The organism is Rhodococcus sp. PvR044, from assembly GCF_040548995.1.
Lineage (GTDB): Bacteria > Actinomycetota > Actinomycetes > Mycobacteriales > Mycobacteriaceae > Rhodococcus_G > Rhodococcus_G oryzae.
In genome coordinates this window covers 105,454-126,442 of sequence record NZ_JBEPSX010000012.1, presented here as the reverse complement: position 1 = coordinate 126,442, position 20,989 = coordinate 105,454, and the positions used below count along the sequence as shown (strand labels likewise).

The 20,989-nt window shown below is 69.7% G+C and carries 17 protein-coding genes, 1 pseudogene and 1 riboswitch; of the genes and pseudogenes, 9 read left to right on the top strand and 9 right to left on the bottom strand.

Annotation, left to right across the window (positions count from 1 at the left end):
- Positions 1-10: 10 nt before the first annotated feature.
- Entirely contained in the window at positions 11-1,111 is a 1,101-nt protein-coding gene (gcvT, locus tag ABIC28_RS23365) for a glycine cleavage system aminomethyltransferase GcvT (RefSeq protein WP_097212125.1), read from the bottom strand.
- A gap of 83 nt (positions 1,112-1,194) precedes the next feature.
- Between gcvT and ABIC28_RS23360 the strand changes: the two genes are divergently transcribed.
- The gene (locus ABIC28_RS23360) at positions 1,195-2,709 is read left to right on the top strand and encodes a leucyl aminopeptidase (RefSeq protein WP_097212124.1); all 1,515 of its coding nucleotides are present in this window, start codon (positions 1,195-1,197) and stop codon (positions 2,707-2,709) included.
- A 61-nt stretch (positions 2,710-2,770) separates the two neighbouring features.
- Here ABIC28_RS23360 and ABIC28_RS23355 read toward each other — a convergent pair whose 3' ends face one another.
- Positions 2,771-3,109, bottom strand: a complete 339-nt coding sequence (locus tag ABIC28_RS23355) for an oxidoreductase (protein ID WP_097212123.1) — start codon at positions 3,107-3,109, stop codon at positions 2,771-2,773.
- Positions 3,110-3,364: 255 nt separating this feature from the next.
- Between ABIC28_RS23355 and sucB the strand changes: the two genes are divergently transcribed.
- The 5 genes from sucB (at position 3,365) to ABIC28_RS23330 (ending at position 8,797) form a co-directional block, all read left to right on the top strand.
- A complete protein-coding gene (gene sucB, locus ABIC28_RS23350) occupies positions 3,365-5,119 on the top strand; it encodes a 2-oxoglutarate dehydrogenase, E2 component, dihydrolipoamide succinyltransferase (protein WP_354581098.1) in 1,755 nt (584 codons plus the stop codon).
- A gap of 90 nt (positions 5,120-5,209) precedes the next feature.
- Positions 5,210-6,100, top strand: coding sequence for a TIGR01777 family oxidoreductase (locus ABIC28_RS23345; RefSeq protein WP_354581096.1), 891 nt, complete (start codon positions 5,210-5,212; stop codon positions 6,098-6,100).
- 58 nt (positions 6,101-6,158) lie between these two features.
- The gene (gene lipB, locus ABIC28_RS23340) at positions 6,159-6,923 is read left to right on the top strand and encodes a lipoyl(octanoyl) transferase LipB (RefSeq protein WP_097212120.1); all 765 of its coding nucleotides are present in this window, start codon (positions 6,159-6,161) and stop codon (positions 6,921-6,923) included.
- 63 nt (positions 6,924-6,986) lie between these two features.
- A complete protein-coding gene (lipA, locus tag ABIC28_RS23335) occupies positions 6,987-8,000 on the top strand; it encodes a lipoyl synthase (RefSeq protein WP_077041971.1) in 1,014 nt (337 codons plus the stop codon).
- Between the two features lie 56 nt (positions 8,001-8,056).
- Positions 8,057-8,797, top strand: coding sequence for a DUF4191 domain-containing protein (locus tag ABIC28_RS23330; RefSeq protein ID WP_097212119.1), 741 nt, complete (start codon positions 8,057-8,059; stop codon positions 8,795-8,797).
- A gap of 74 nt (positions 8,798-8,871) precedes the next feature.
- Here the strand turns inward: ABIC28_RS23330 and ABIC28_RS23325 are convergent, their stop codons facing one another.
- Complete coding sequence (locus ABIC28_RS23325) at positions 8,872-9,348, bottom strand: RDD family protein (protein WP_097212118.1); 477 nt, start codon at positions 9,346-9,348, stop codon at positions 8,872-8,874.
- Positions 9,349-9,543: 195 nt separating this feature from the next.
- Between ABIC28_RS23325 and glnA (ABIC28_RS23320) the strand changes: the two genes are divergently transcribed.
- The gene (gene glnA / locus ABIC28_RS23320; protein ID WP_097212117.1) at positions 9,544-10,980 is read left to right on the top strand and encodes a type I glutamate--ammonia ligase; all 1,437 of its coding nucleotides are present in this window, start codon (positions 9,544-9,546) and stop codon (positions 10,978-10,980) included.
- A gap of 157 nt (positions 10,981-11,137) precedes the next feature.
- On the opposite strand, the gene ABIC28_RS23315 is transcribed toward glnA (ABIC28_RS23320), so the two are convergent.
- From ABIC28_RS23315 to ABIC28_RS23305, 3 genes are all read right to left on the bottom strand, one after another.
- Complete coding sequence (locus ABIC28_RS23315; RefSeq protein WP_354581092.1) at positions 11,138-11,668, bottom strand: C40 family peptidase; 531 nt, start codon at positions 11,666-11,668, stop codon at positions 11,138-11,140.
- A 244-nt stretch (positions 11,669-11,912) separates the two neighbouring features.
- Positions 11,913-12,311, bottom strand: coding sequence for a hypothetical protein (locus ABIC28_RS23310; RefSeq protein ID WP_269589275.1), 399 nt, complete (start codon positions 12,309-12,311; stop codon positions 11,913-11,915).
- A 163-nt stretch (positions 12,312-12,474) separates the two neighbouring features.
- Positions 12,475-13,236: an MgtC/SapB family protein gene (locus tag ABIC28_RS23305; protein ID WP_209926659.1), complete on the bottom strand. Its 762-nt coding sequence runs from the start codon at positions 13,234-13,236 to the stop codon at positions 12,475-12,477.
- Between the two features lie 292 nt (positions 13,237-13,528).
- Positions 13,529-13,702, bottom strand: a riboswitch (M-box (ykoK) riboswitch).
- Between the two features lie 298 nt (positions 13,703-14,000).
- Here ABIC28_RS23305 and ABIC28_RS23300 point away from each other — a divergent pair.
- Positions 14,001-14,351 (top strand): annotated as a pseudogene (locus ABIC28_RS23300) (serine hydrolase domain-containing protein); the annotation flags it as partial.
- The gene (locus ABIC28_RS23295) at positions 14,260-14,964 is read left to right on the top strand and encodes a serine hydrolase domain-containing protein (RefSeq protein ID WP_354581127.1); all 705 of its coding nucleotides are present in this window, start codon (positions 14,260-14,262) and stop codon (positions 14,962-14,964) included. The pseudogene ABIC28_RS23300 and the gene ABIC28_RS23295, both read left to right, overlap by 92 nt.
- Before the next feature lie 6 nt (positions 14,965-14,970).
- Here ABIC28_RS23295 and ABIC28_RS23290 read toward each other — a convergent pair whose 3' ends face one another.
- From ABIC28_RS23290 to ABIC28_RS23280, 3 genes are read right to left on the bottom strand one after another with little or no spacing between them, the layout of a single operon-like run.
- Positions 14,971-17,985, bottom strand: coding sequence for a bifunctional [glutamine synthetase] adenylyltransferase/[glutamine synthetase]-adenylyl-L-tyrosine phosphorylase (locus tag ABIC28_RS23290; protein WP_097212113.1), 3,015 nt, complete (start codon positions 17,983-17,985; stop codon positions 14,971-14,973).
- Positions 17,986-17,991: 6 nt separating this feature from the next.
- Positions 17,992-19,332, bottom strand: a complete 1,341-nt coding sequence (glnA, locus tag ABIC28_RS23285) for a type I glutamate--ammonia ligase (RefSeq protein ID WP_097212112.1) — start codon at positions 19,330-19,332, stop codon at positions 17,992-17,994.
- A 55-nt stretch (positions 19,333-19,387) separates the two neighbouring features.
- On the bottom strand, positions 19,388-20,962 hold the full coding sequence (locus ABIC28_RS23280) for an alpha/beta hydrolase (protein ID WP_354581089.1): 1,575 nt from the start codon (positions 20,960-20,962) through the stop codon (positions 19,388-19,390).
- Positions 20,963-20,989 lie beyond the last annotated feature (27 nt).

Here is a 20,989-nt window from a genome sequence, read left to right as displayed (position 1 = left end):
GTGAGGACGTTTACTTGGTGTGGACGGGGACGAACGGCGGGTTGACGACCTCGCAGCGCAACGCCCTGCCGCGCACGTCGACCTCGATCTGATCCCCCGCCCCGACACCCGAATCGGTATCGATGAGCGCCAGCGCGATCCCGACCTTCAGGGTCGGCGAGAAGGTGCCCGACGTGGTCTCCCCGATCGGGGCGCCGTCACGCATGACGGTCTGGCCCTGACGCAGCACGCCACGGTCGAGCGCCTTGATGCCCCACATCTTGCGGGCCGGTCCGGCCTCCTTCTCGGCAACCAGCGCGGCGCGGCCCCAGAACTCCGGCTTCTTCCACCCGATCGCCCAGCCGCAGCGCGCCTGCAGCGGCGAGATCTCCGTCGACAGCTCGTGACCGTGCAGCGGGTAGCCCGCCTCGGTGCGCAGGGTGTCGCGGGCACCGAGCCCGGCGACCTCACCGCCGGCGGCACGGACCTCGGCGACGAGCGCGCGGAACACCTTCTCGCAGTCGTCCCACGCGGGGAGCAGCTCGTAGCCGTGCTCACCGGTGTACCCGGTGCGGCACACCCGGACGGTGACTCCCCCGAAGGTGGCGTCGGCGAAGGACATGTACTCCATGTCGGACGGAAGCCCAAGCGCGGCAAGGATTTCCGCGGACTTCGGGCCCTGCACGGCGAGCACGCCGAACTCGCGATGCTGGTCGGTCACCGTGATCCCGGCGGGAGCCTTGGCGGCCAGCTCGGCGACGACGGCCGCGGTGTTGGCCGCGTTCGGGACGAGGAAGACCTCCTCGTCGCTGACGTAGTAGACGATCAGGTCGTCGGTGACGCCGCCGGTCTCGGTGGCGCACAGGGTGTACTGCGCCTGGCCGGGCCCGATCTTGCCCAGATCGTTGGTCAGAGAGGCGTTCACGAACTCGGCCGCACCCGGTCCCGCGACCAGCGCCTTGCCCAGGTGGCTGACGTCGAAGACGCCGACGGTCTCGCGGACCGCGGTGTGCTCGGCCACCACACCCGCGTAGGAAACCGGCATCTCCCAGCCGCCGAACGGGGCGAAGGTGGCACCCAGTTCGGCGTGCACCGCGCGGAGGGGGCCCTGCAAGAGTTCAGCGTCGCTCATGGGCGAACACGCTAGCCGACCGGGGCATCGCCCCCGCACTAGAGTTGGCCCGCAGTTGTTCACCAACAGATCAGGAGATCGAAGTGAGTGCCGCCAAGACCCCCACCGCGCCCCTCGGCCCCGAGCTCGCGCTGGCCGGATCCGTCGCCGAGTCGGTGGAGGTCCTCGTCATCGGCCTCACCAAGGGCGCCGAAGGCCCGGAGGCCTCGGTCGGCGATGCGCTCGACGACGCGACCGCCGAGGCGGTGCTGGCCGGGCTGGTCGCGGTCGGGGCCACCGGCAAGGCGGAGGAACTGACCCGGATCCCGGCGCCCGCGGGCTCGGGCGTCGCCAGCATCCTCGCGGTTGGGCTCGGCGACCCCGACGACGTGGACGCCCAGCGGATCCGCGAGGGCGCGGGCGTCGCGGCCCGCGCACTGGCCGGGACCACCGTCGCGGCGACCACGCTGTCCTCGCTCGACCTCGGCGCGGCCGCGGAGGGCTTCTACCTCGGCGCCTACACCTTCACCCGGTTCAAGTCGGCCAAGTCGGCGCCGAAGGACAACGGGAAGCCGCTCGCCCGCGTGGAGCTGCTCGTCGAGGAGCCCGGCGACCAGGAGTCCGCGAGCACCCTCGCCCGGTCCGCCGCGATCGCCGAGGCCGTCGCCACCGCGCGTGAATTCGTGAACACCCCGCCGAGCCACCTCTTCCCGGAGGAGTTCGCCGCCCGCGCCGAGGCGCTCGGCACCGCGGCCGGACTCGAGGTCGAGATCCTCGACGAGAAGGCGCTCGAGAAGGGCGGCTTCGGCGGCATCCTCGGCGTCGGCAAGGGCTCCTCGCGTCAGCCGCGACTGGTCCGGCTCACCCACAAGGGGTCCGGCGGCAGGTCCGTGGCCCTGGTCGGGAAGGGCATCACCTTCGACACCGGCGGCATCTCGATCAAGCCTGCCGCGGGCATGGAGAACATGACCTCCGACATGGGCGGCGCCGCGGCGGTCGTCGCGACGGTGGTGCTGGCCGCGAAGCTCGGCCTGAGGGTCGGCGTCGACGCCTGGGTGCCGATGGCCGAGAACATGCCGTCCAGCACCGCGCAGCGCCCCGGCGACGTGCTCACCCAGTACGGCGGCACCACGGTCGAGGTCATCAACACCGACGCCGAGGGACGGCTGATCCTGGCCGACGCGATCGTGCGGGCCTGCGAGGAGAAGCCCGACTACCTGATCGACACCGCCACCCTGACCGGGGCGCAGATGGTGGCGCTTGGCAACCGCACGCCCGGCGTGATGGGCACCGACGAGTTCCGCGACCGCGTCGCCCGCATCTCGCAGCAGATCGGCGAGAACGCGTGGGCGATGCCGCTGCCCGGCGAGCTGCGCGCGGACCTCAACTCGAAGGTCGCCGACCTGGCCAACGTCACCAACCATCGCTGGGGCGGCATGCTCGCCGCCGCGATCTACCTCAAGGAGTTCGTCGCCGAGGGCGTGCAGTGGGCGCACATCGACGTGGCAGGTCCGGCCTACAACACCGGCGGGCCGTTCGGCTTCACCGGCAAGGGCGGCACCGGGGTCCCGGTGCGAACCATGATCAGCGTCCTCGAGGACATCGACCAGCAGGGCTGACACCCTGTGAGTCCTTCCGGCCCCGCCGCGGGCCGGAAGGACTCACGGGCGGCGCGGCCGCCTACGCCTCGCGGGCGCGGTTGCGCAGGATCTTCTGCCGGGCGTCGTAGTCGCGCATCCGCTGCGGGTACCCGGTCTTGTGGACGTCGTACACGGGGATGTGCAGATCCTCGCCGAGGCGGCGGGCTCCGTGCACCCCGCCCACCGGGCGTCGCGTCCATTCCCCGTCGTTCGCGACCAGCACGACCGTGACCGGCGTGACGGTGGTCTGCGGCTCGACGAAGGCCTCGACCCCGGTGTGCGTGTGCACCCAGTTCGCCAGGTACTTGGCGTCGGGTCCGCGCGTGCCGTGTCGGCCGGAACCCGCCCGTCCCCTCGAGAGCCTGCTGAAAAGACCCACGTCCTACCTCCTCCCACCGTGGCGCGACCGCCCGTTCTGACCAGTTTCAAGTTTGCCAGCGCTTGCTGAGAACTGAATGTGGAACATGTGACCAGGCCCTCATAGGACGGGCGAATCCGATCAATGACAGGATGGGTCCGCGAGGTCCACGGTTCGCAACACGCCCCGTGGACCCAGTACGACACGCACAATGGATTTCGACCACAAGTCGGCAAAACTCAACAACCCGAACACAACTGTCGAGGAGTCAAAAGCATGGCCTTCTCCGTCCAGATGCCAGCTCTTGGTGAGAGCGTTACCGAGGGGACTGTCACGAGGTGGCTCAAGCAGGAAGGAGATACGGTCGAAGTCGACGAGCCCTTGCTCGAGGTCTCCACTGACAAGGTCGACACCGAGATCCCTTCCCCGGTGGCAGGCGTGCTGACCAAGATCGTCGCGCACGAGGATGAGACCGTCGAGATCGGCGGAGAGCTCGCCGTGATCGGCGCGGCTGGAGAAGCCGCCGCACCCGCGCCCGCAGCCGCCCCGGAGCCCGCCGCCGCACCCGCACCGGCCGCACCGCCTGCGCCCGCAGCAGAGGCACCCGCCGCACCCGCCCCGGCCGCAGAGGCACCCGCCGCACCCGCGCCCGCCGAGGCGGCGTCCGGAACCCCGATCACCATGCCGGAACTCGGCGAGTCCGTGACCGAGGGCACCGTCACCCGCTGGCTCAAGGCGGTCGGCGATTCGGTCGCCGTCGACGAGCCTCTGCTCGAGGTCTCGACCGACAAGGTGGACACCGAGATCCCCTCGCCCGTCGCGGGCACGCTGCTCGAGATCAGCGCCCAGGAGGACGACACCGTCCCGGTCGGCGGCCAGCTCGCCGTCATCGGTTCGGGCGCCCCCGCCGCCGCGCCCGCCGCGCCGCCGGCTCCTCCGGCACCGGCCGCCGCGCCGCCGGCTCCCCCGGCACCGCCGGCTCCCCCGGTCGCACCTCCAGCTCCCCCGGCACCGGCACCCGCTCCCGCAGCTCCGGCTCCCGCAGCTCCGGCCGCGCCCGCTCCGGCGGCCGCACCCTCCGGTGACGGCAGCCCGTACGTGACCCCCCTGGTCCGAAAGCTGGCCACGGACAACAACGTCGACCTGTCGACGGTCACCGGCACCGGCGTCGGTGGACGGATCCGCAAGCAGGACGTGCTGGCCGCAGCCGAGGCGAAGAAGGCCCCGGCCGCAGCCCCGGCAACCGCTGCTCCCGCCGCCGCGGCCCCGGCCGCACCGGCCGCGGGTGTCCGGCCCGAGCTCGCGCACCTGCGCGGCACCACCCAGAAGGTCAACCGGATCCGCCAGATCACCGCGGTCAAGACCCGGGAGTCGCTGCAGACCACCGCGCAGCTGACCCAGACCTTCGAGGTCGACGTCACCAAGATCGTCGCCCTGCGGGCCCAGGCCAAGGCCGGGTTCGCCGAGCGTGAGGGCGTGAACCTGACCTTCCTGCCGTTCTTCGCGAAGGCCGTCGTCGAGGCGCTCGGGGCACACCCGAACGTCAACGCCAGCTACAACGAGGACGCCAAGGAGATCACCTACCACGCGGCCGAGCACCTGGGCATCGCCGTGGACACCGAGCAGGGCCTGCTCTCCCCGGTGATCCACAACGCGGGCGACCTGTCGCTGGCCGGCCTGGCCCGCGCGATCGCGGACATCGCCAAGCGGGCCCGCTCCGGCGGCCTCAAGCCGGACGAGCTCGCCGGTGGCACCTTCACGGTCACCAACATCGGCAGCCAGGGCGCCCTGTTCGACACCCCGATCCTGTTGCCGCCGCAGGCCGCCATGCTCGGCACGGGCGCGATCGTCAAGCGACCGATGGTGATCACCGACGAGAACGGCAACGAGTCCATCGGCGTCCGATCGATGTGCTACCTGCCGCTCACCTACGATCACCGCCTGATCGACGGCGCCGACGCGGGTCGGTTCCTCACCACGATCAAGCAGCGGCTCGAGGAAGCCTCGTTCGAGGCGGACCTGGGGCTCTAGCTCGACCTGTAGATCGGCAGCACGGACACGCCCGTCGGGGGCACCACCGGATCACCGGTGGTGCCCCCGACGGCGTCAGGAGGCAGCACGATGCGAGTGACAATCGCCGGCTCGTCCGGCTTGATCGGGTCATCCCTTGTGGCTTCGCTGCGGGCGGACGGCCACGAGATCCGGCGGCTGGTGCGGCGGCCTGCCGCGGGTCCGGACGAGTACCGGTGGGTCCCCGAGCGCGGCGAGCTGGACGAGCGCGCCTTCACCGACGCGGACGCGGTGGTGAATCTGTGCGGCGCCAACTTCGGCGATACCCGGTGGAACGGTGCGTTCAAGCAGACGCTGCGGGACAGCCGGATCACCTCCACCGACGTGATCGCGCGGGCGGTCGCCGATGCCGGGGTAACGACGCTGCTCAATGCCAGCGCGGTCGGCTACTACGGCGACACCGGCGAGCGGGTCGTCGACGAGACCGCGGCGCCGGGAACCGGCTTCCTGGCCGACCTGTGTCGGGACTGGGAGGCGGCGACCATGCCCGCCAGGGAGGCCGGGGTGCGCACCGTGCTGCTGCGGAGCGCGGCGGTGATCTCGCCGCGGGGCGGGCTGCTCGGCCGCCTGCGTCCGCTGTTCCGGTTGGGGCTCGGCGGCCGACTCGGCACCGGGCGGCAGTACCTGTCCTGGATCTCCCTCGAGGACGAGCTCGACGCCATCGCGTTCGCGCTGCGAACCGAGACGTTGAGCGGCCCGGTGAACCTCGCCGGGCCCTCGCCCGCGACCAACGCGTGCTTCACAGCCGAGCTGGGCCGCGCCCTGCACCGCCCGACGCCATGGGTGGTGCCCCGATTCGCGGTGCGCGCGCTGGTCGGCGAGATCGCGGACGAGGTCGCACTGACCGGGCAGCGGGTCCTACCCACGGCGCTGGAGAGCGCCGGATTCACCTTCCACCACAACACGATCGGCGAAGCCATCGACGCCGCGCTGTCGGACTGACTGCCCTCGGCCCGGACCGCGCCCAGCCGACCGGTGGGCCCGGCGTAACGTGTGCCCCATGGGCACCACTTCCTCGGTTCGGTTCAGCACGGATCCCCTCGAGGTGCGGAGTCTCGGCACTCTCGACTACCTGGCGGCATGGGATCTGCAGCGCGAACTGGTCGCCGAGCGGGCCGCGGACAGCGGGCGTGACACCCTGCTGCTGCTGGAGCACCCGTCCGTCTACACCGCCGGGCGTCGCACCGCCCCTGAGGACCGGCCCACCGACGGCATCCCGGTGATCGACGTGGACCGCGGCGGCAAGATCACCTGGCACGGGCCCGGACAGTTGGTCGGCTACCCGATCGTCAAGCTCGCCGTGCCGGTCGACGTCGTGAACTACGTCCGGCGGATCGAGGAGGCACTGATCTCCGTCTGCACCGACCTCGGCATCGGATGCGGACGCGTCGAGGGCCGCTCAGGAGTGTGGCTGCCCGCCTCGCTGACCGGCGGGTCCTGGCTGCCCGAGCGCAAGATCGCCGCGATCGGCGTCCGGATGCAGCGCGGGGTCGCCATGCACGGCTTCGCGATCAACTGCGACGCGGACCTCGGGGCCTTCGACGAGATCATCCCGTGCGGCATCGCCGACGCAGGCGTCACCTCGCTCTCGCGTGAACTCGGGCGGACGGTCACCGTCGCCGAGATCACCCCTGTTGTCGTCGCCGCGGTCGCGGCCGCGCTCGACGGCGAACTCCAGGTCACCGAGCACGACATCGAGCGCATCACCTTCGACGAGGCGGCCGCGGCCGCGCCTACCCGCTTCACCACGCACCGGTTCGCCTGACGCCCATCGCCTGCGCCTCTCCCGGTCGATCGGCGTCCTCGCGCCGGGCGTAGCATCGGAGCCGTGACTGTGGCCCCAGAAGGACGCAAGCTGCTCCGTATCGAGATCCGAAACGCGGAGACCCCCATCGAACGCAAACCCAACTGGATCAAGACCCGAGCGAAGATGGGCCCGGAGTACTCCGAGCTCAAGGGTCTGGTCAAGCGGGAGGGTCTGCACACGGTCTGCGAGGAAGCGGGCTGCCCCAACATCTACGAGTGCTGGGAGGACCGCGAGGCCACCTTCCTCATCGGCGGTGAACAGTGCACCCGCCGATGCGATTTCTGCCAGATCGACACCGGCAAGCCGGACGCGCTCGACCGCGACGAGCCGCGCCGCGTCGCCGAGTCGGTGCAGGCGATGGGTCTGCGGTACTCCACGATCACCGGCGTCGCCCGCGACGACCTCGAGGACGGCGGCTCCTGGCTGTACGCCGAGACGGTCCGCCAGATCCACGCCCTCAACCCCGGCACCGGCGTCGAGAACCTGATCCCCGACTTCAACGGCAAGCCGGATCTGCTGGCCGAGGTGTTCGAGTCGCGGCCGGAGGTCCTCGCGCACAACGTCGAGACCGTGCCGCGGATCTTCAAGCGCATCCGTCCCGCGTTCCGGTACGAGCGCTCGCTCGGCGTCATCACCGCCGCCCGCGACTTCGGACTGGTCACCAAGTCGAACCTGATCCTCGGCATGGGCGAGACGCCAGAGGAGATCCGTCAGGCGCTCGTCGACCTGCACGAGGCCGGCTGCGACATCATCACCATCACCCAGTACCTGCGTCCGTCGCCGCGGCATCATCCCGTCGAGCGGTGGGTCAAGCCGGAGGAGTTCGTCGAGCACTCCCAGTTCGCCACCGAACTCGGCTTCGCGGGCGTGATGGCCGGACCGCTGGTCCGCTCCTCCTACCGGGCCGGTCGCCTCTACGCGCAGGCGATGGCGCACCACGGCCGCGAGCTGCCCGAAGGCCAGGCACATCTCGCCGACGGGGGCAGCGCCTCGCAGGAAGCCAGCTCCCTGATGGAGCGGCTCGCCCGCGCCTGAGCCCGACCACCACTCGGGTGCGATCGGCCTCCGGCCAGGGACGTATCCTGTGACGTATGGCGAACGGCAAGGGCAAGCCCACCAAAGAGGCGAAGGCTGCGGCGAAAGCGGCCCGTAAGCAGGCATCGAAGGAGCGCAGGAGCCAGCTCTGGCAGGCGTTCCAGATGCAGCGCAAAGAAGACAAGCTGCTGCTGCCGCTGATGATCGGTGCCGTCGTCGGGCTCGCCGTGGTGTTCTTCCTTGTCGGCCTCATCTTCGGAATCGAGTGGTTCCTGCTGCCGATCGGCATCCTGCTCGGCGTGCTCGCCGCGTTCATCATCTTCGGCAGGCGCGTGCAGAAGACCGTGTACGGCAAGGCCGAGGGCCAGGCAGGCGCCGGTGCCTGGGCACTGGACAACCTGCAGGGCGGCTGGCGGGTGTCCAACGCGATCGCCGGCACAACCCAGCTCGACGCCGTGCACCGGGTGATCGGCAGGCCGGGCGTCATCCTGGTCGCCGAGGGTTCGCCTCAGCGGGTGAAGTCCCTTCTCGCGCAGGAGAAGAAGAAGACCGCGCGGCTCGTCGGCGACACCCCGATCTACGACATCATCATCGGCAACGACGAGGGCCAGGTGCCGCTGTCGCAGCTGCAGAAGTACCTCGCGAAGCTGCCGAAGAACATCGACACCAAGCGGATGGACTCGATCGAGGCGCGGCTGGCTGCGCTCGGCGCCCGCGGCGGCCCGGCCATGCCGAAGGGCCCGCTGCCCGGCGGAGCCAAGATGAAGGGCGTCCAGCGCACGATGCGCAGGCGCTGACCCTCCCCCCTCACAACCGAAGTGCCCTCGACGTGAATCACGTCGAGGGCACTTCGCGTTCGGGTGCGGGGCTACTAGCGCGAGCGAACCAGCGCAGTGCCGGTGGCGCGGTCGTGCATGCCGCGGCCGTCGAGATCGGTGATCAGCGCGGGGATGACGAACACCAGCAGCACCTGGCGGGCCAGCGCACGCACGATGCCGACGGGCACCGGCGCGTCGACCCGGGCCACCTGCAGTCCCACGCAGTACTGGCCGGGGGTGAAGGAGAACAGCGAGACCGTGAGCACGCCGACGACGAACCAGACCATCAGGATGATGCTGCCGAGCCGGCCGTCGAGCGCATCCCCGCCGAGGATCAGGAGCGCGACGCCGCCGCCCATCAGCCAATCGATCATGAAGGCCGCGAGACGTCGGCCGGACCCGACCAACGATCCGCGGCCCGACTCCGGCAATCCGAGCCGCTCGCCCTTGTAGAGGTTCTCGGTGCCGTCCTCCCCCTTGGGAAGGGCCGCCGAGGGGCCGGAGAGCCAGGATCCAGTGCTTCGCGCCATGCTCCCCAGGATAGGCCCAGCGTGGCGGGTGGATCACGATGGCCCGGGGAGGGTGTGAGATACACCGTTTTCCGAGACGTGTAACACTGGCGAAACACAACCTTGATTGCTGGGCAACACCAGGTCCATACCGTCTGTCTCGACGCAAGCCGCCGGAATGCACAATCGGCAGGCACCAACTGAAGGAGCACACGCGTGGCGTTCACCACGGCCGAAGAGGTCATCAACTACATAGCCGACGAAAAGATCGAGTACGTCGACATCCGGTTCAGCGACCTGCCGGGCGTTCAGCAGCACTTCTCGATCCCGGCGTCCGCGTTCAACAAGGACGTCTTCGAGGACGGCCTCGCGTTCGACGGTTCGTCCGTCCGCGGCTTCCAGTCGATCCACGAGTCGGACATGATGCTCCTGCCCGACGTCAGCACCGCCCGAGTCGACCCGTTCCGCGCCGCCAAGACGCTGAACATGGACTTCTTCGTGCACGACCCGTTCACCCGTGAGTCCTACAGCCGCGACCCCCGCAACGTCGCGCGCAAGGCCGAGGAGTACCTGGTCAGCACCGGCATCGCCGACACCGCCTTCTTCGGCGCCGAGGCCGAGTTCTACATCTTCGACTCGGTCCGCTACGACTCCGGCATGAACGGCGCCTTCTACGAGCTGGACTCGATCTCCGGCTCCTGGAACACCGGCAACGAGGTCAACGCCGACGGCAGCCCGAACCTCGGCTACAAGGTCCGCCCGAAGGGTGGCTACTTCCCGGTCGCCCCGTACGACCACTACGTCGACCTGCGCGACGAGATCTCCACCAACCTGCAGAACGCGGGCTTCGAGCTCGAGCGCGGCCACCACGAGGTGGGCACCGGCGGCCAGCAGGAGATCAACTACAAGTTCAACACCCTGCTCGCGGCGGCCGACGACCTGCAGCTGTTCAAGTACATCGTGAAGAACACCTGCTGGCAGAACGGCAAGTCCGCGACCTTCATGCCGAAGCCGCTCTTCGGTGACAACGGCTCGGGCATGCACGTGCACCAGTCGCTGTGGAAGGACGGCAAGCCGCTCTTCCACGACGAGTCCGGCTACGCGGGCCTGTCCGACATGGCCCGCCACTACATCGGCGGCATCCTGCACCACGCACCGTCGCTGCTGGCCTTCACCAACCCGACGGTCAACTCGTACCACCGCCTGGTGCCGGGCTACGAAGCCCCCATCAACCTGGTGTACAGCCAGCGCAACCGCTCCGCGGCGGTGCGTATCCCGATCACCGGCAACAACCCGAAGGCCAAGCGCATCGAGTTCCGCGCGCCGGACTCCTCGGGTAACCCGTACCTGAACTTCGCCGCGCAGATGATGGCCGGCCTGGACGGCATCAAGAACAAGATCGAGCCGATGGCGCCGGTCGACAAGGACCTCTACGAGCTCCCGCCGGAGGAGGCCCGCAACATCCCGCAGGCCCCCACCAGCCTGGCGACGGTCATCGACCGCCTCGAGGCCGATCACGAGTACCTCACCGAGGGTGGCGTGTTCACGACCGACCTGATCGAGAGCTGGATCTCGATCAAGCGCGAGCAGGAGATCGCCCCGGTGAACCTGCGGCCGCACCCGTACGAGTTCCAGCTGTACTACGACGTGTAAGTCGGCTCCGCCGACGCGACGCGCAAGTCGGCTCCGCCGACGCGACGTGCAAGTCGGCACTGCCGACGCGACGTCTGAGTCGTTCGAACTGCTGAACAACTGAACACACAACGGCGCCCCGACCATTCCTGGTCGGGGCGCCGTTGTCCTGAGGGGGTCAGTACCGCCGGGCGGCGGTGAAGGGCATCGAGTCGAGCGGTGCCCGCTTGACCGACTGGCCGGGGGTCGGCGCGTGCACGACCATGCCGCCGCCCGCGTACAGGCCGACGTGCTCGGTGCCGTAGAACAGCACGACGTCGCCCGGCTGCAGGTCACCCTTGCCGACCGGCCTTCCGCCGTTGATCTGGTCATAGGTGGTCCGCGGCACGGACACGCCCGCCTGCCGGTACGCCCACTGGACCAGGCCCGAGCAGTCGAAGGTGTCTGGGCCGGTCGCGCCCCACACGTAGGGCGCGCCGATCTTGGTCTGCGCGGCGTCGAGGGCGCGCTGTCCGTGCGTGACCACGGCGTCCGGGGTGATCGCGCCCACCGGCGGCAAGCCGGGGATCTCGATGTTTCCCAGCCCCGGGATACTCAGCGGCTGTGCCACCGCGGGGGCGACCGGGATCATCACCGCTCCCGCGGTGATCGCCCCCAGCAACAGACCACGGGCGATTCGGTTGTTCTTCTGCAGGCGGTGCTTGCTCATGCGAGGGGTCCTCCGGGAGTTCCGCTGACCGATACCTCGTGTGGCTCGATCTACTGGCGGAACCCAGAGTCCCTTCGTTATCTAATCGAGACATCGGGAGAACTACCCGCATGGGTACCCGTTTTGTGATGTTTGGGTACCTGGTGTGATGCGTCGGTTACCCGGGCCGGAATCCGTACCGACTCCCCGGTCCGTACGCGCGGCAGCGCTCGCACCGGGTCCCGGTGCGAGCGCGACACCCACGCTATGAAGGGGTGTTGATGTAGTCCTCGATCGCCTTCTGCGCCTTGGGGTTGCCATTGGCGATGCCGATGAGCGCGCCGGTGACGGCACCGGTCGGCAGCCCGATCATGCAGCCGGCGAGGCTGCCGGGGAACATCGAGAGGCATCCAACCCCGAGCCCGATGGCCGCGCCGATCGCCGTTCCTGCCGCGCCGCCGTTGGCCCAGCCGAGATTGAGCTCGTTGAGCATGTTCTCCAGCGCCGCCTGTTTCTGGGCCTGGTCGACCAGGTGCACCCCCGGGACCACCGGTCGCGGCGGGCCCTCGTCAGGGGCGATCGGGCTGGCGTGTGCGGTTCCCGCTCCGGCAATCACCGCCACGGCGAACAGGGCCGATACTGACGTTCGGGTCATCAGTTTCATGTCGATCCTCACCTTGCAGACGAAGGACGAGCCAGGACTGACTGTAACTTCCGGTCGCGGCGGTGGGTGAGCGAAACGCCGCAATTCCCCCGGCTCCGACCGGCGCCGATATGTGGACAATCGTCCGAGTTCCAGCGGCGTTTCGCCGAGTGTGCACCTACCGTCACGTCGGCCGAGAGCGGGCGACGGCAGCTGCACACTCGGCGGCGGGCCGAGCGCAGCGAGAGTCGGTCTCCACCGACCAGCGCACGTGGGTCACCAGCGGCTCCATGCTGAGCCGGCTGACCGCGCTCTCGAGCAGCCGGTCGTCCCGTTCGTCGGCCGTCAGCTCCGCCAGCACCGTCACCTCGCCGGTCTCGGGCAGATCGAACGAGCGCACGGATCGCAGCCGGAACTCCGGGCGCGAGACCGACTGCACGGCGAGCCCGCGGACGTGGGCCTCGGCGTCGTCGCGGCACGTCACCTCGAAGACGTATTCCGCCGCAGGCATCTCACGCCCCTTGGTGGCCGGCTGATGATCCATCAACCTGCCGAGCGGGCGCAGCAGCGTGTTCGCCGTCATGATCGCCACCGTGCCGATCACCGCGGCCCAGTACATCCCGCCGCCTGCCAGCGCACCGATCGCCGCCGTCGCCCACAGCGTCGCCGCCGTGTTCAGCCCGGTGATCGAGGCGCCCTGCTTCATGATCACGCCCGCCCCGAGGAAGCCGATGCCCGAAACGATCTGTGCGGCAACGCGGGTCGGGTCCGCTCCCGGACCGTCGAAGCTGTAGGCGCCCAGGATCACGAAGAGCGTCGCCCCCAGACTGACCAATGCGTTGGTCCGGAGCCCTGCCAGGCGGGACCGCCACTGTCGCTCGATCCCGACCGCAGCGCCCAGTGCGAGGCCGAGCACCACGCGCAGGATGATCACCGTCGTATCCATCGCCAACTCCTAGTTCCCTTGCGCGCAGCGCAGGGTTACCCCGCGACATCGAATGCCGCGGGTTCGAACGCGACGCCGAGGTCGCGAGGGGAAGGACCGAGGTGGGCGAGACCAGTCGCCTCAGCGACCACCGTCGGCCGAAACATGTTGCGTCAAAACTCCACTGGGCGGGTCGTCCACGGTGGTCACCTCCTCCTGCGTCTGGCTGCCGCGAACGGATGGGCACCGCCGCGGTGGAACCTGCGAGCACACGAGGTCGAATCCACCATCATCCGACATGGATTCCGTCGATCTGACACCTCCACGTAAGGGCTTTGACACTGCACGACGTATCCCGGATCACGCCGGGAAGCCACTTCGGATCACCCCTTAATCCGGGGAGATCTGTCCTAACCTTGGGCGTCTCTCGACGTCGTCAGATCAGTGGCCTGTGTTCGTGCAGGAGCCTCGCCTAACGAGGTGCTGCGATTTCCACCGTAGGCGCGATGTCCGGGCGCGGCAACCCGCCCACGACGCCAACTCCGACGCCGATCCGGTCACCGCGGCCACTCCCCCGACCGAAGATCAGGGCACAGATCAGGGGCAACCCCGATGACACCGATCGGCCCCGTCCGTACGGTCATCGACATGCGACACCAGAAGCCGGCGCTCGCCACCGCCATCGCCGCGATCGCCCTACTCCTCAGCGGCTGTGTGGATTTCGAGCGCACCCGCACCCTGCAAACGACCTCGACGGGTTGACGGGCGCGGGGGTCGTCGGCGCCGTGACGACCGTGAGCGCCAACCGCACCACCACGGTCCTGACGAGCGGTGTCGGCGACCGCACGACCGGCGCCGAGATCGCCGACGACAGTCGGGTCCGAGTGGGCAGCATCACCAAGACCTTCACGTCCGCGATCATCATGCAACTCGTGGCGGAGGGAAAGGTCGATCTCGACCGCGCCATCGACGGCTACCTGCCCGGTGTGATCGCGGGCGCGGGCGTGGACGGCACGGCGATCACGGTCCGGCAGCTCATGCAGCATCGAAGCGGGCTGCCCGAGTTCGCGGGCGAGCCGGGGGCGGACGAACTGGTCGCCGCGAACGAGAACCGCACGATCAGCCCGGCCCAGGCGGTGGCGATCGCGATGGCCAAACCCGCGCAGTTCCCGCCGGGATCCCGATTCCTCTACAACCAACACCAACTACATCGTTCTGGGCATGCTGATCGAGGCGGTGTCCCGGCACAGTTACACCGACGAGCTCACCACGCGCATCCTCGGCCCCCAGGGCCTCGAGGACACCTACCTTCCCGGGCCCGGCGAGCGCGCGATCCGGGGCCCGCACCCGTCCGGATACCAGGACGTCGACGGCGTCGTGACCGACGTCTCGATGATCGAGCCCTCGGTCCCGTGGTCGGCGGGTGCCCTGGTCTCCACCGGCCGCGACCTCAACAGGTTCTGGCTCGCCCTGCTGGACGGGAAGGTGGTTCCCCGTGCGCAACTCGACGAGATGACGAAGGCACTACCCGCCGCCTCCGAGGCCGAGGGCATGGGTTACGGCCTCGGCGTCGGATCCACCGACCTGCCGTGCGGGGTCAGGTACGTCGGCCACACCGGCGGAATCCCCGGCTACTACACCCTGTCCGGCGCGAGCACCGAGGGCCGTGCGGTGACCATCACCCTCACCCAGATCCCGACCCAGCAGACCGACAGCGAGGCCCTGCTCTCGCACGCGCTCTGCCCGTGAGCCCGGTCAGGCGCCGAAGGTGTGCTCCACCACGGCCTTCGCCCGGCGCGTGACGCGCAGGTAGTTGTCCAGGAACTCCCCGGCGTCGCCGGAGTTCCAGCCGGCGACCTGCGCGACCGCGGACAGCACCCGGCCCGGTCCCGGCAGCTGATCGGTTGGCTTGCCGCGCACCAGGACCAGGGCGTTGCGGGCCTTGGTCGCCGTGAGCCAGGCCTCGCGCAGCAGCTCGATGTCCGTCTCGCTCATCAGTTCCGCCGCGCCGATCGCATCCAGCGTCTGGAGCGTCGAGGTGTTGTGCAGGGCGGGCACGTCGTGGGCGTGCCGGAGCTGGATCAGCTGCACCGTCCACTCCACATCGGCCAGGCCGCCGCGTCCGAGCTTGGTGTGGGTGGCCGGGTCGGCGCCGCGCGGCAATCGCTCGGAGTCGACCCTGGCCTTGATCCGCCGGATCTCGCGGACCGCCTGCTCGGAGACCCCGCCCTCCGGGTACCGGGTCTCGTCGATCATGTGCAGGAACCGCACAGCCAGGTCCGGGTCCCCCGCGGCGGTGTGTGCGCGCAGCAGCGCCTGGATCTCCCAGGCCTGCGCCCACTGTCGGTAGTATGCCTCGTACGACGCCAACGTCCGCACCAGCGGACCGTTGCGGCCCTCGGGGCGCAGGCCGGTGTCCACCTCGAGTGGCGGGTCCGTGCTCGGCGCGCCGAGCAGCTTCTGCACCCGATCGGCGATGCTGTTGGCCCACTTGACCGCCCGGACCTCGTCCTCGCCTGGCCTGGGTTCGCAGACGAACAGCACGTCCGCATCCGAGCCGTAGCCGAGCTCCCCACCGCCGAGCCTGCCCATCCCGATCACCGCGAACGACGCGGGCACAGGCCCACCCAGCTCGGCCTCGCTGGCCCGGATCACCGAGTCCAGCGCGGCACCGAGCACGGCCGCCCACACCGAGGACAGGGCGCGGCACACCTGCGGGACATCGAGCATTCCCAGCACGTCGGCCGACGCCACCCGCGCCAGCTCGTGCCTGCGCAGCGAGCGGGCGGCATTGACCGCGCGCACGGGATCGTCGTAACGCGCAGAGGAGGACAGGATCCCGCGGGCGACCTCGTCCGGGTCGATGTCGAGCAGTCGGGGTCCGGTCGGCCCGTCGGCGAACAGCCGCAGCACGTCCGGCGCCTTGATCAGCAGGTCCGGGATGTACGCGGACGACCCGAGCACGATCATCAGGCGCTGGGCCACCGCGCCCTCGTCGCGCAGGACCCGCAGGAACCAGTCCTGTTCGACCATGGCCTCGGAAAGCCTGCGGTAGGCGAGCAATCCGGCGTCGGGATCCGGTGTGTCGCTGAGCCATTCGAGCAAGGTCGGCAGCAGCAGGGCCTGGATCCGCCCCTTCCGGGATGCGCCGCCGGTCAGCGCCTTCAGGTGACCGAGGGCGTTCTCGGGCGCGGTGTAGCCGAGGGCGGCGAGCTGACGCGTCGCCGCGTCCGGACTCAACCGGATCGCGTCCTTGTCCAGCCGGGCAACCGATTCCAGCAGCGGGCGGTAGAAGAGCTTGGCGTGCAGGCGACGGATCCGATGCGCATTGCGCTTGACCTCGGCGTTGAGCACGCCGAGCGCGTCCCGCTGGCCGTCCGGACGCATGTGCGCGGCGCGGGCGAGCCAGCGCAGCGCCTCCTCGTCGTGCGCGGGCGGCAGCGTGTGCGTGCGCTTGAGCTTCTGCAGCTGCAGCCGGTGCTCGATCAACCGCAGGAATTCGTACGACGCAGCGAGATTCGCGGCGTCGTCGCGCCCGACGTAGCCGCCGGCCGCGAGCGCGGTCAGCGCGTCGACGGTGCTCTTCACGTGCAGCGACTCGTCCGCACGCCCGTGCACCAGCTGCAACAACTGCACGGCGAACTCGACGTCGCGCAGACTGCCGCGGCCGAGCTTGATCTCCCGCTCACGCAGCTCCGGCGGCACCATCTCCTCGACCCGGCGGCGCATGGCCTGCAGGTCGACGACGAAGTCCTCCCGCTCGGAGGCCATCCACACCATCGGGCTCAGCGCGTCGACATAGCGTTCGCCCAGCTCGAGGTCGCCGGTCGCCGGTCGTGCCTTGAGCAGCGCCTGGAACTCCCAGGTCTTGGCCCAGCGCTTGTAGTACGCGATGTGCGAGTCGAGGGTGCGCACCAGCTCGCCGCGCTTGCCCTCCGGCCGCAGCGCCGCATCCACCTCGAAGAAGGCGGCCGAGCCCACCCGCATCAGCTCGCCCGCGAGCCGGCTGGTGGACGCGTCCGAGGGCTCCGCGACGAACACCACGTCGACGTCGCTGACGTAGTTCAGTTCGCGCGCACCGCATTTGCCCATCGCGATCACGGCGAGACGGGCCGGGCACGGCCCGTCGGGGTAGATCTCGGCGACCGCGACCGCGAGCGCCCCGGTGAGCGCGGCGTCGGCCATGTCGGAGAGCTGGCGCCCGACCGTCTGATACGGCAACACCGGCTCGTTCTCCACGGTGGCCGCCAGGTCGGAGGCCGCCAGCACCATCAGCTGGTCGCGGTAGGTCTTGCGCAGCGCGGCGATCGCGGCCGGGCCTGTGATCCCCGCCCGGTACACCAGGTTGGTCTCGGACGCGCTGTCGTCCGGGGTGGCCTTGACGCCGGCCAGCAGCTCGTCGGTGAGCTCGTCCCGGCTCGGCAGCCGGGCCTCCCCCGCCAGCAGCTTCCACCCGGACGGGTCGGCCACGAGGTGGTCACCGAACGCGCTCGACGCGCCGATCAGTCCGAACAGCCTGCCCCGCAGGGCCGTATCGGTGCGGAGTTCGGCGTCGAGCTCCGCCCAACCGTCCCCGAGACCGTCCTTGACGCGAACCAGGGTGCGCAAGGCCAGGTCGGCATTCGCGGCGCGCGAGAGCGCCCAGAGCAGCTCCAGGCTCTCCGGGTTGGCCCAGTCGAGATGGGCGAGCTCCTCCCCGGCGGTCGGCTCGACGAGGCCGAGACGGCCGACGCTGGGGATGGTGGAACGGGCGGTAGGCGGCTTGACCATCGGTGCTTACAGACCCAGGTAGGTCTTGATCTCGAACGGGGTCACCTGGCTGCGATATTCCTCCCACTCACGCCTCTTGTTGCGCAGGAAGAAATCGAACACGTGCTCGCCGAGTGCCTCGGCCACCAGCTCCGAGCGCTCCATCTCGCGCAGCGCGGTGTCGAGGCTGCTGGGCAGCTCCTTGTAACCCATCGCCCGGCGCTCCGCGGAGGTCAGCGACCAGACGTCGTCCTCGGCCTCGGGCGGCAACTCGTAGCCCTTCTCGATGCCACGGAGTCCGGCGGCGAGCAGCACCGCGAAGGTGAGATACGGGTTGCAGGCCGAGTCTGGGCTGCGGATCTCGACGCGGCGCGAGGACGCCTTGTTCGGCGTGTACATCGGCACCCGGATCAGGGCCGAGCGGTTCGACGGACCCCAGGACGCGGCGGTCGGTGCCTCGCCGCCGTGGATCAGCCGCTTGTAGGAGTTCACCCACTGGTTGGTCACCGCACTGATCTCGTTGGCGTGTTCGAGGATGCCCGCGATGAACGCCTTGCCGGTGTCCGAGAGCTGCATCGGGTCGTCCGGGTTGTGGAAGGCGTTGTTCTCGCCCTCGAACAGGCTCATGTGGGTGTGCATGGCCGAGCCGGCCTGATCGCTGAACGGCTTGGGCATGAAGGTCGCGCGCACACCCTCGTTGATCGCGACCTCCTTCACGATGTAGCGGAAGGTCATCACGTTGTCGGCCATCGACAGCGCGTCGGCGTAGCGCAGGTCGATCTCCTGCTGCCCGGGCGCGGCCTCGTGGTGGCTGAACTCGACGGAGATGCCCATCGACTCGAGCGCGTCGATGGCGTGCCTGCGGAAGTTCGGCGCGGAGTCGTGCACGGCCTGGTCGAAGTAGCCGCCGCTGTCGGCGGGCACCGGCGGGGTGCCGTCGGCGGGGCCGTTCTCGAGCAGGAAGAACTCGATCTCGGGGTGCACGTAGCAGCTGAACCCGAGGTCGCTCGCCTTGCTGAGCTGCCTGCGCAGCACGTGCCGCGGGTCGGCCCAGGACGGCGTCCCGTCCGGCATCGCGATGTCGCAGAACATGCGCGCGGAGTGCTGCGCGCCGTCCTTGTGCGCCCACGGCAGGATCTGGAAGGTCGACGGGTCCGGCTTGGCGACGGTGTCCGCCTCCGAGACCCGGGAGAAACCCTCGATGGCCGAGCCGTCGAACCCGATGCCCTCGCTGAAGGCACCCTCGAGTTCGGCCGGGGCGATCGCCACCGACTTCAGGTAGCCGAGCACATCGGTGAACCACAGTCGGACAAAACGGATGTCGCGCTCTTCGAGGGTGCGGAGCACGAATTCCTTTTGGCGATCCATGTCCGCGAGAGTAGGCAAAGTCCGTTAAATCTGTGTTACATCGTGAAATCGGTTACTAACACGTGAGGTCGGGCTGGGGTTCTGTCAGCTCCGTGAGGTACTCGACGACGGGGTCGTCGACGCAGGAGACGCCACTCATCGCGACCGTGTGCTGGGTCCCCCTGTACGTGATCAGGGAGGCCCCGAGCTGCTTGGCCAGCTCCACTCCCGCCTGGTATGGCGTGGCGGGATCCTCGGTCGTCGAGATCACGACGAGGTGCGGCAGACCGGGGGCATCGATCGTGTGCGGGCTCCCGGAGCTGGGCACCGGCCAGAAGGCGCAGGTGTCGAGCGGGGCATTGCCCGTGCCCCGGCCGTCGTCGAGGAACGGCGCTGCCCGTCGGAACTCGGTGTCCGCCGCGCCTGCCTCGGCCCGGTCGGTGACCGGCGGGTCGTCGACGCACCGCACCGCGTTGAACACGTCCTCGATGTTGCTGTAGCTGCCGTCCTCCTGGCGACCCTCGTACGTGTCGGCCAGCTGCAGGAGGGTGTCGCCGTGGCCATCGGCCAGGGAGCTGAGCCCGCCGCGGAGCATCCCCCACAGGTTCTGCGAGTACAGCGCCTGCTGAACCCCGGTGATTGCGTCCCGGTAGCCGAGGCCCCTGGGGTCTGTGGTGTCCGCGGGCTTGTCGACCAGCGGATCGACCAGCTCCTTGAACCGCGCGCTGAACCGGGCCGGGTCGGTGCCGAGCGGGCAGTCGTCCGACTGCGCGCAGTCCGCCGCGAACGCGTCGAACGCCTTCTGGAAGCCCGCCGCCTGCAGCACCACCTCCTGGACCTGGTCCTGGTTCGGGTCAAGCGCGCCGTCGAGCACCATCGCGCGCACGTTCGCGGGGAATGTCTCGGCGTAGCTCGAGCCGAGCCGGGTGCCGTAGGAGTACCCGAGATAGCTCAGCTTCTCGTCGCCGAGCACCGACCGGATCACGTCCATGTCCCGGACCACCTCGCGGGTGCCGACGTGCTCGAGGAACTCGGCGCCGGTCCGCTCGGCGCACTTGCGCGCATAGTCGGCGTTCTTCGCCTCGGTCCGGGCGATCCCCTCCGGGCTCATGTCCACGCCGGGATCCGCGCGCTGCGCGTCGGTCTCCGGCGGCGTCAGGCAGCGGACCTGCGGCGTCGACGCGCCGATCCCGCGCGGGTCGAACCCGATCACGTCGAACCGGTCGCCCAACGCGGTGCCCCCGCCGTCGGTCGCCATCGCCAGGCCGGAGGCGCCGGGCCCGCCAGGGTTGACCAGGACGGACCCGATCTTCGGGCCGGTCGCCTGGCTCCGGGAGATCGCGATCTTCGCGGTGTCCCCTGTCGGGTCCGCGTAGTCCACCGGCACGGTGATCTCGGCGCACTCGAGGCTGCTGGCCAGCGGCATCCCGTCGGTGCTGTAGCCCTCGCAGGACTCCCACTGCGGGGTCTGCGTGTAGAACTCCTCCAGGCCCGCCGGGACCGCGCCCGCCCCAGGGGAGAAGTCGCCCGCGGTCCGGCCTGCCGCCTCGCCCTTGGCGGCCCCGTCGACCACGCTCCCGCATCCGGCGGCCATGGCTACGACGAGCGCTCCCACGGCCAGTACGACAGGGACTCGGCGCAATATCGGCATGCCATCGATGGTGCCACGGGCCGGCGG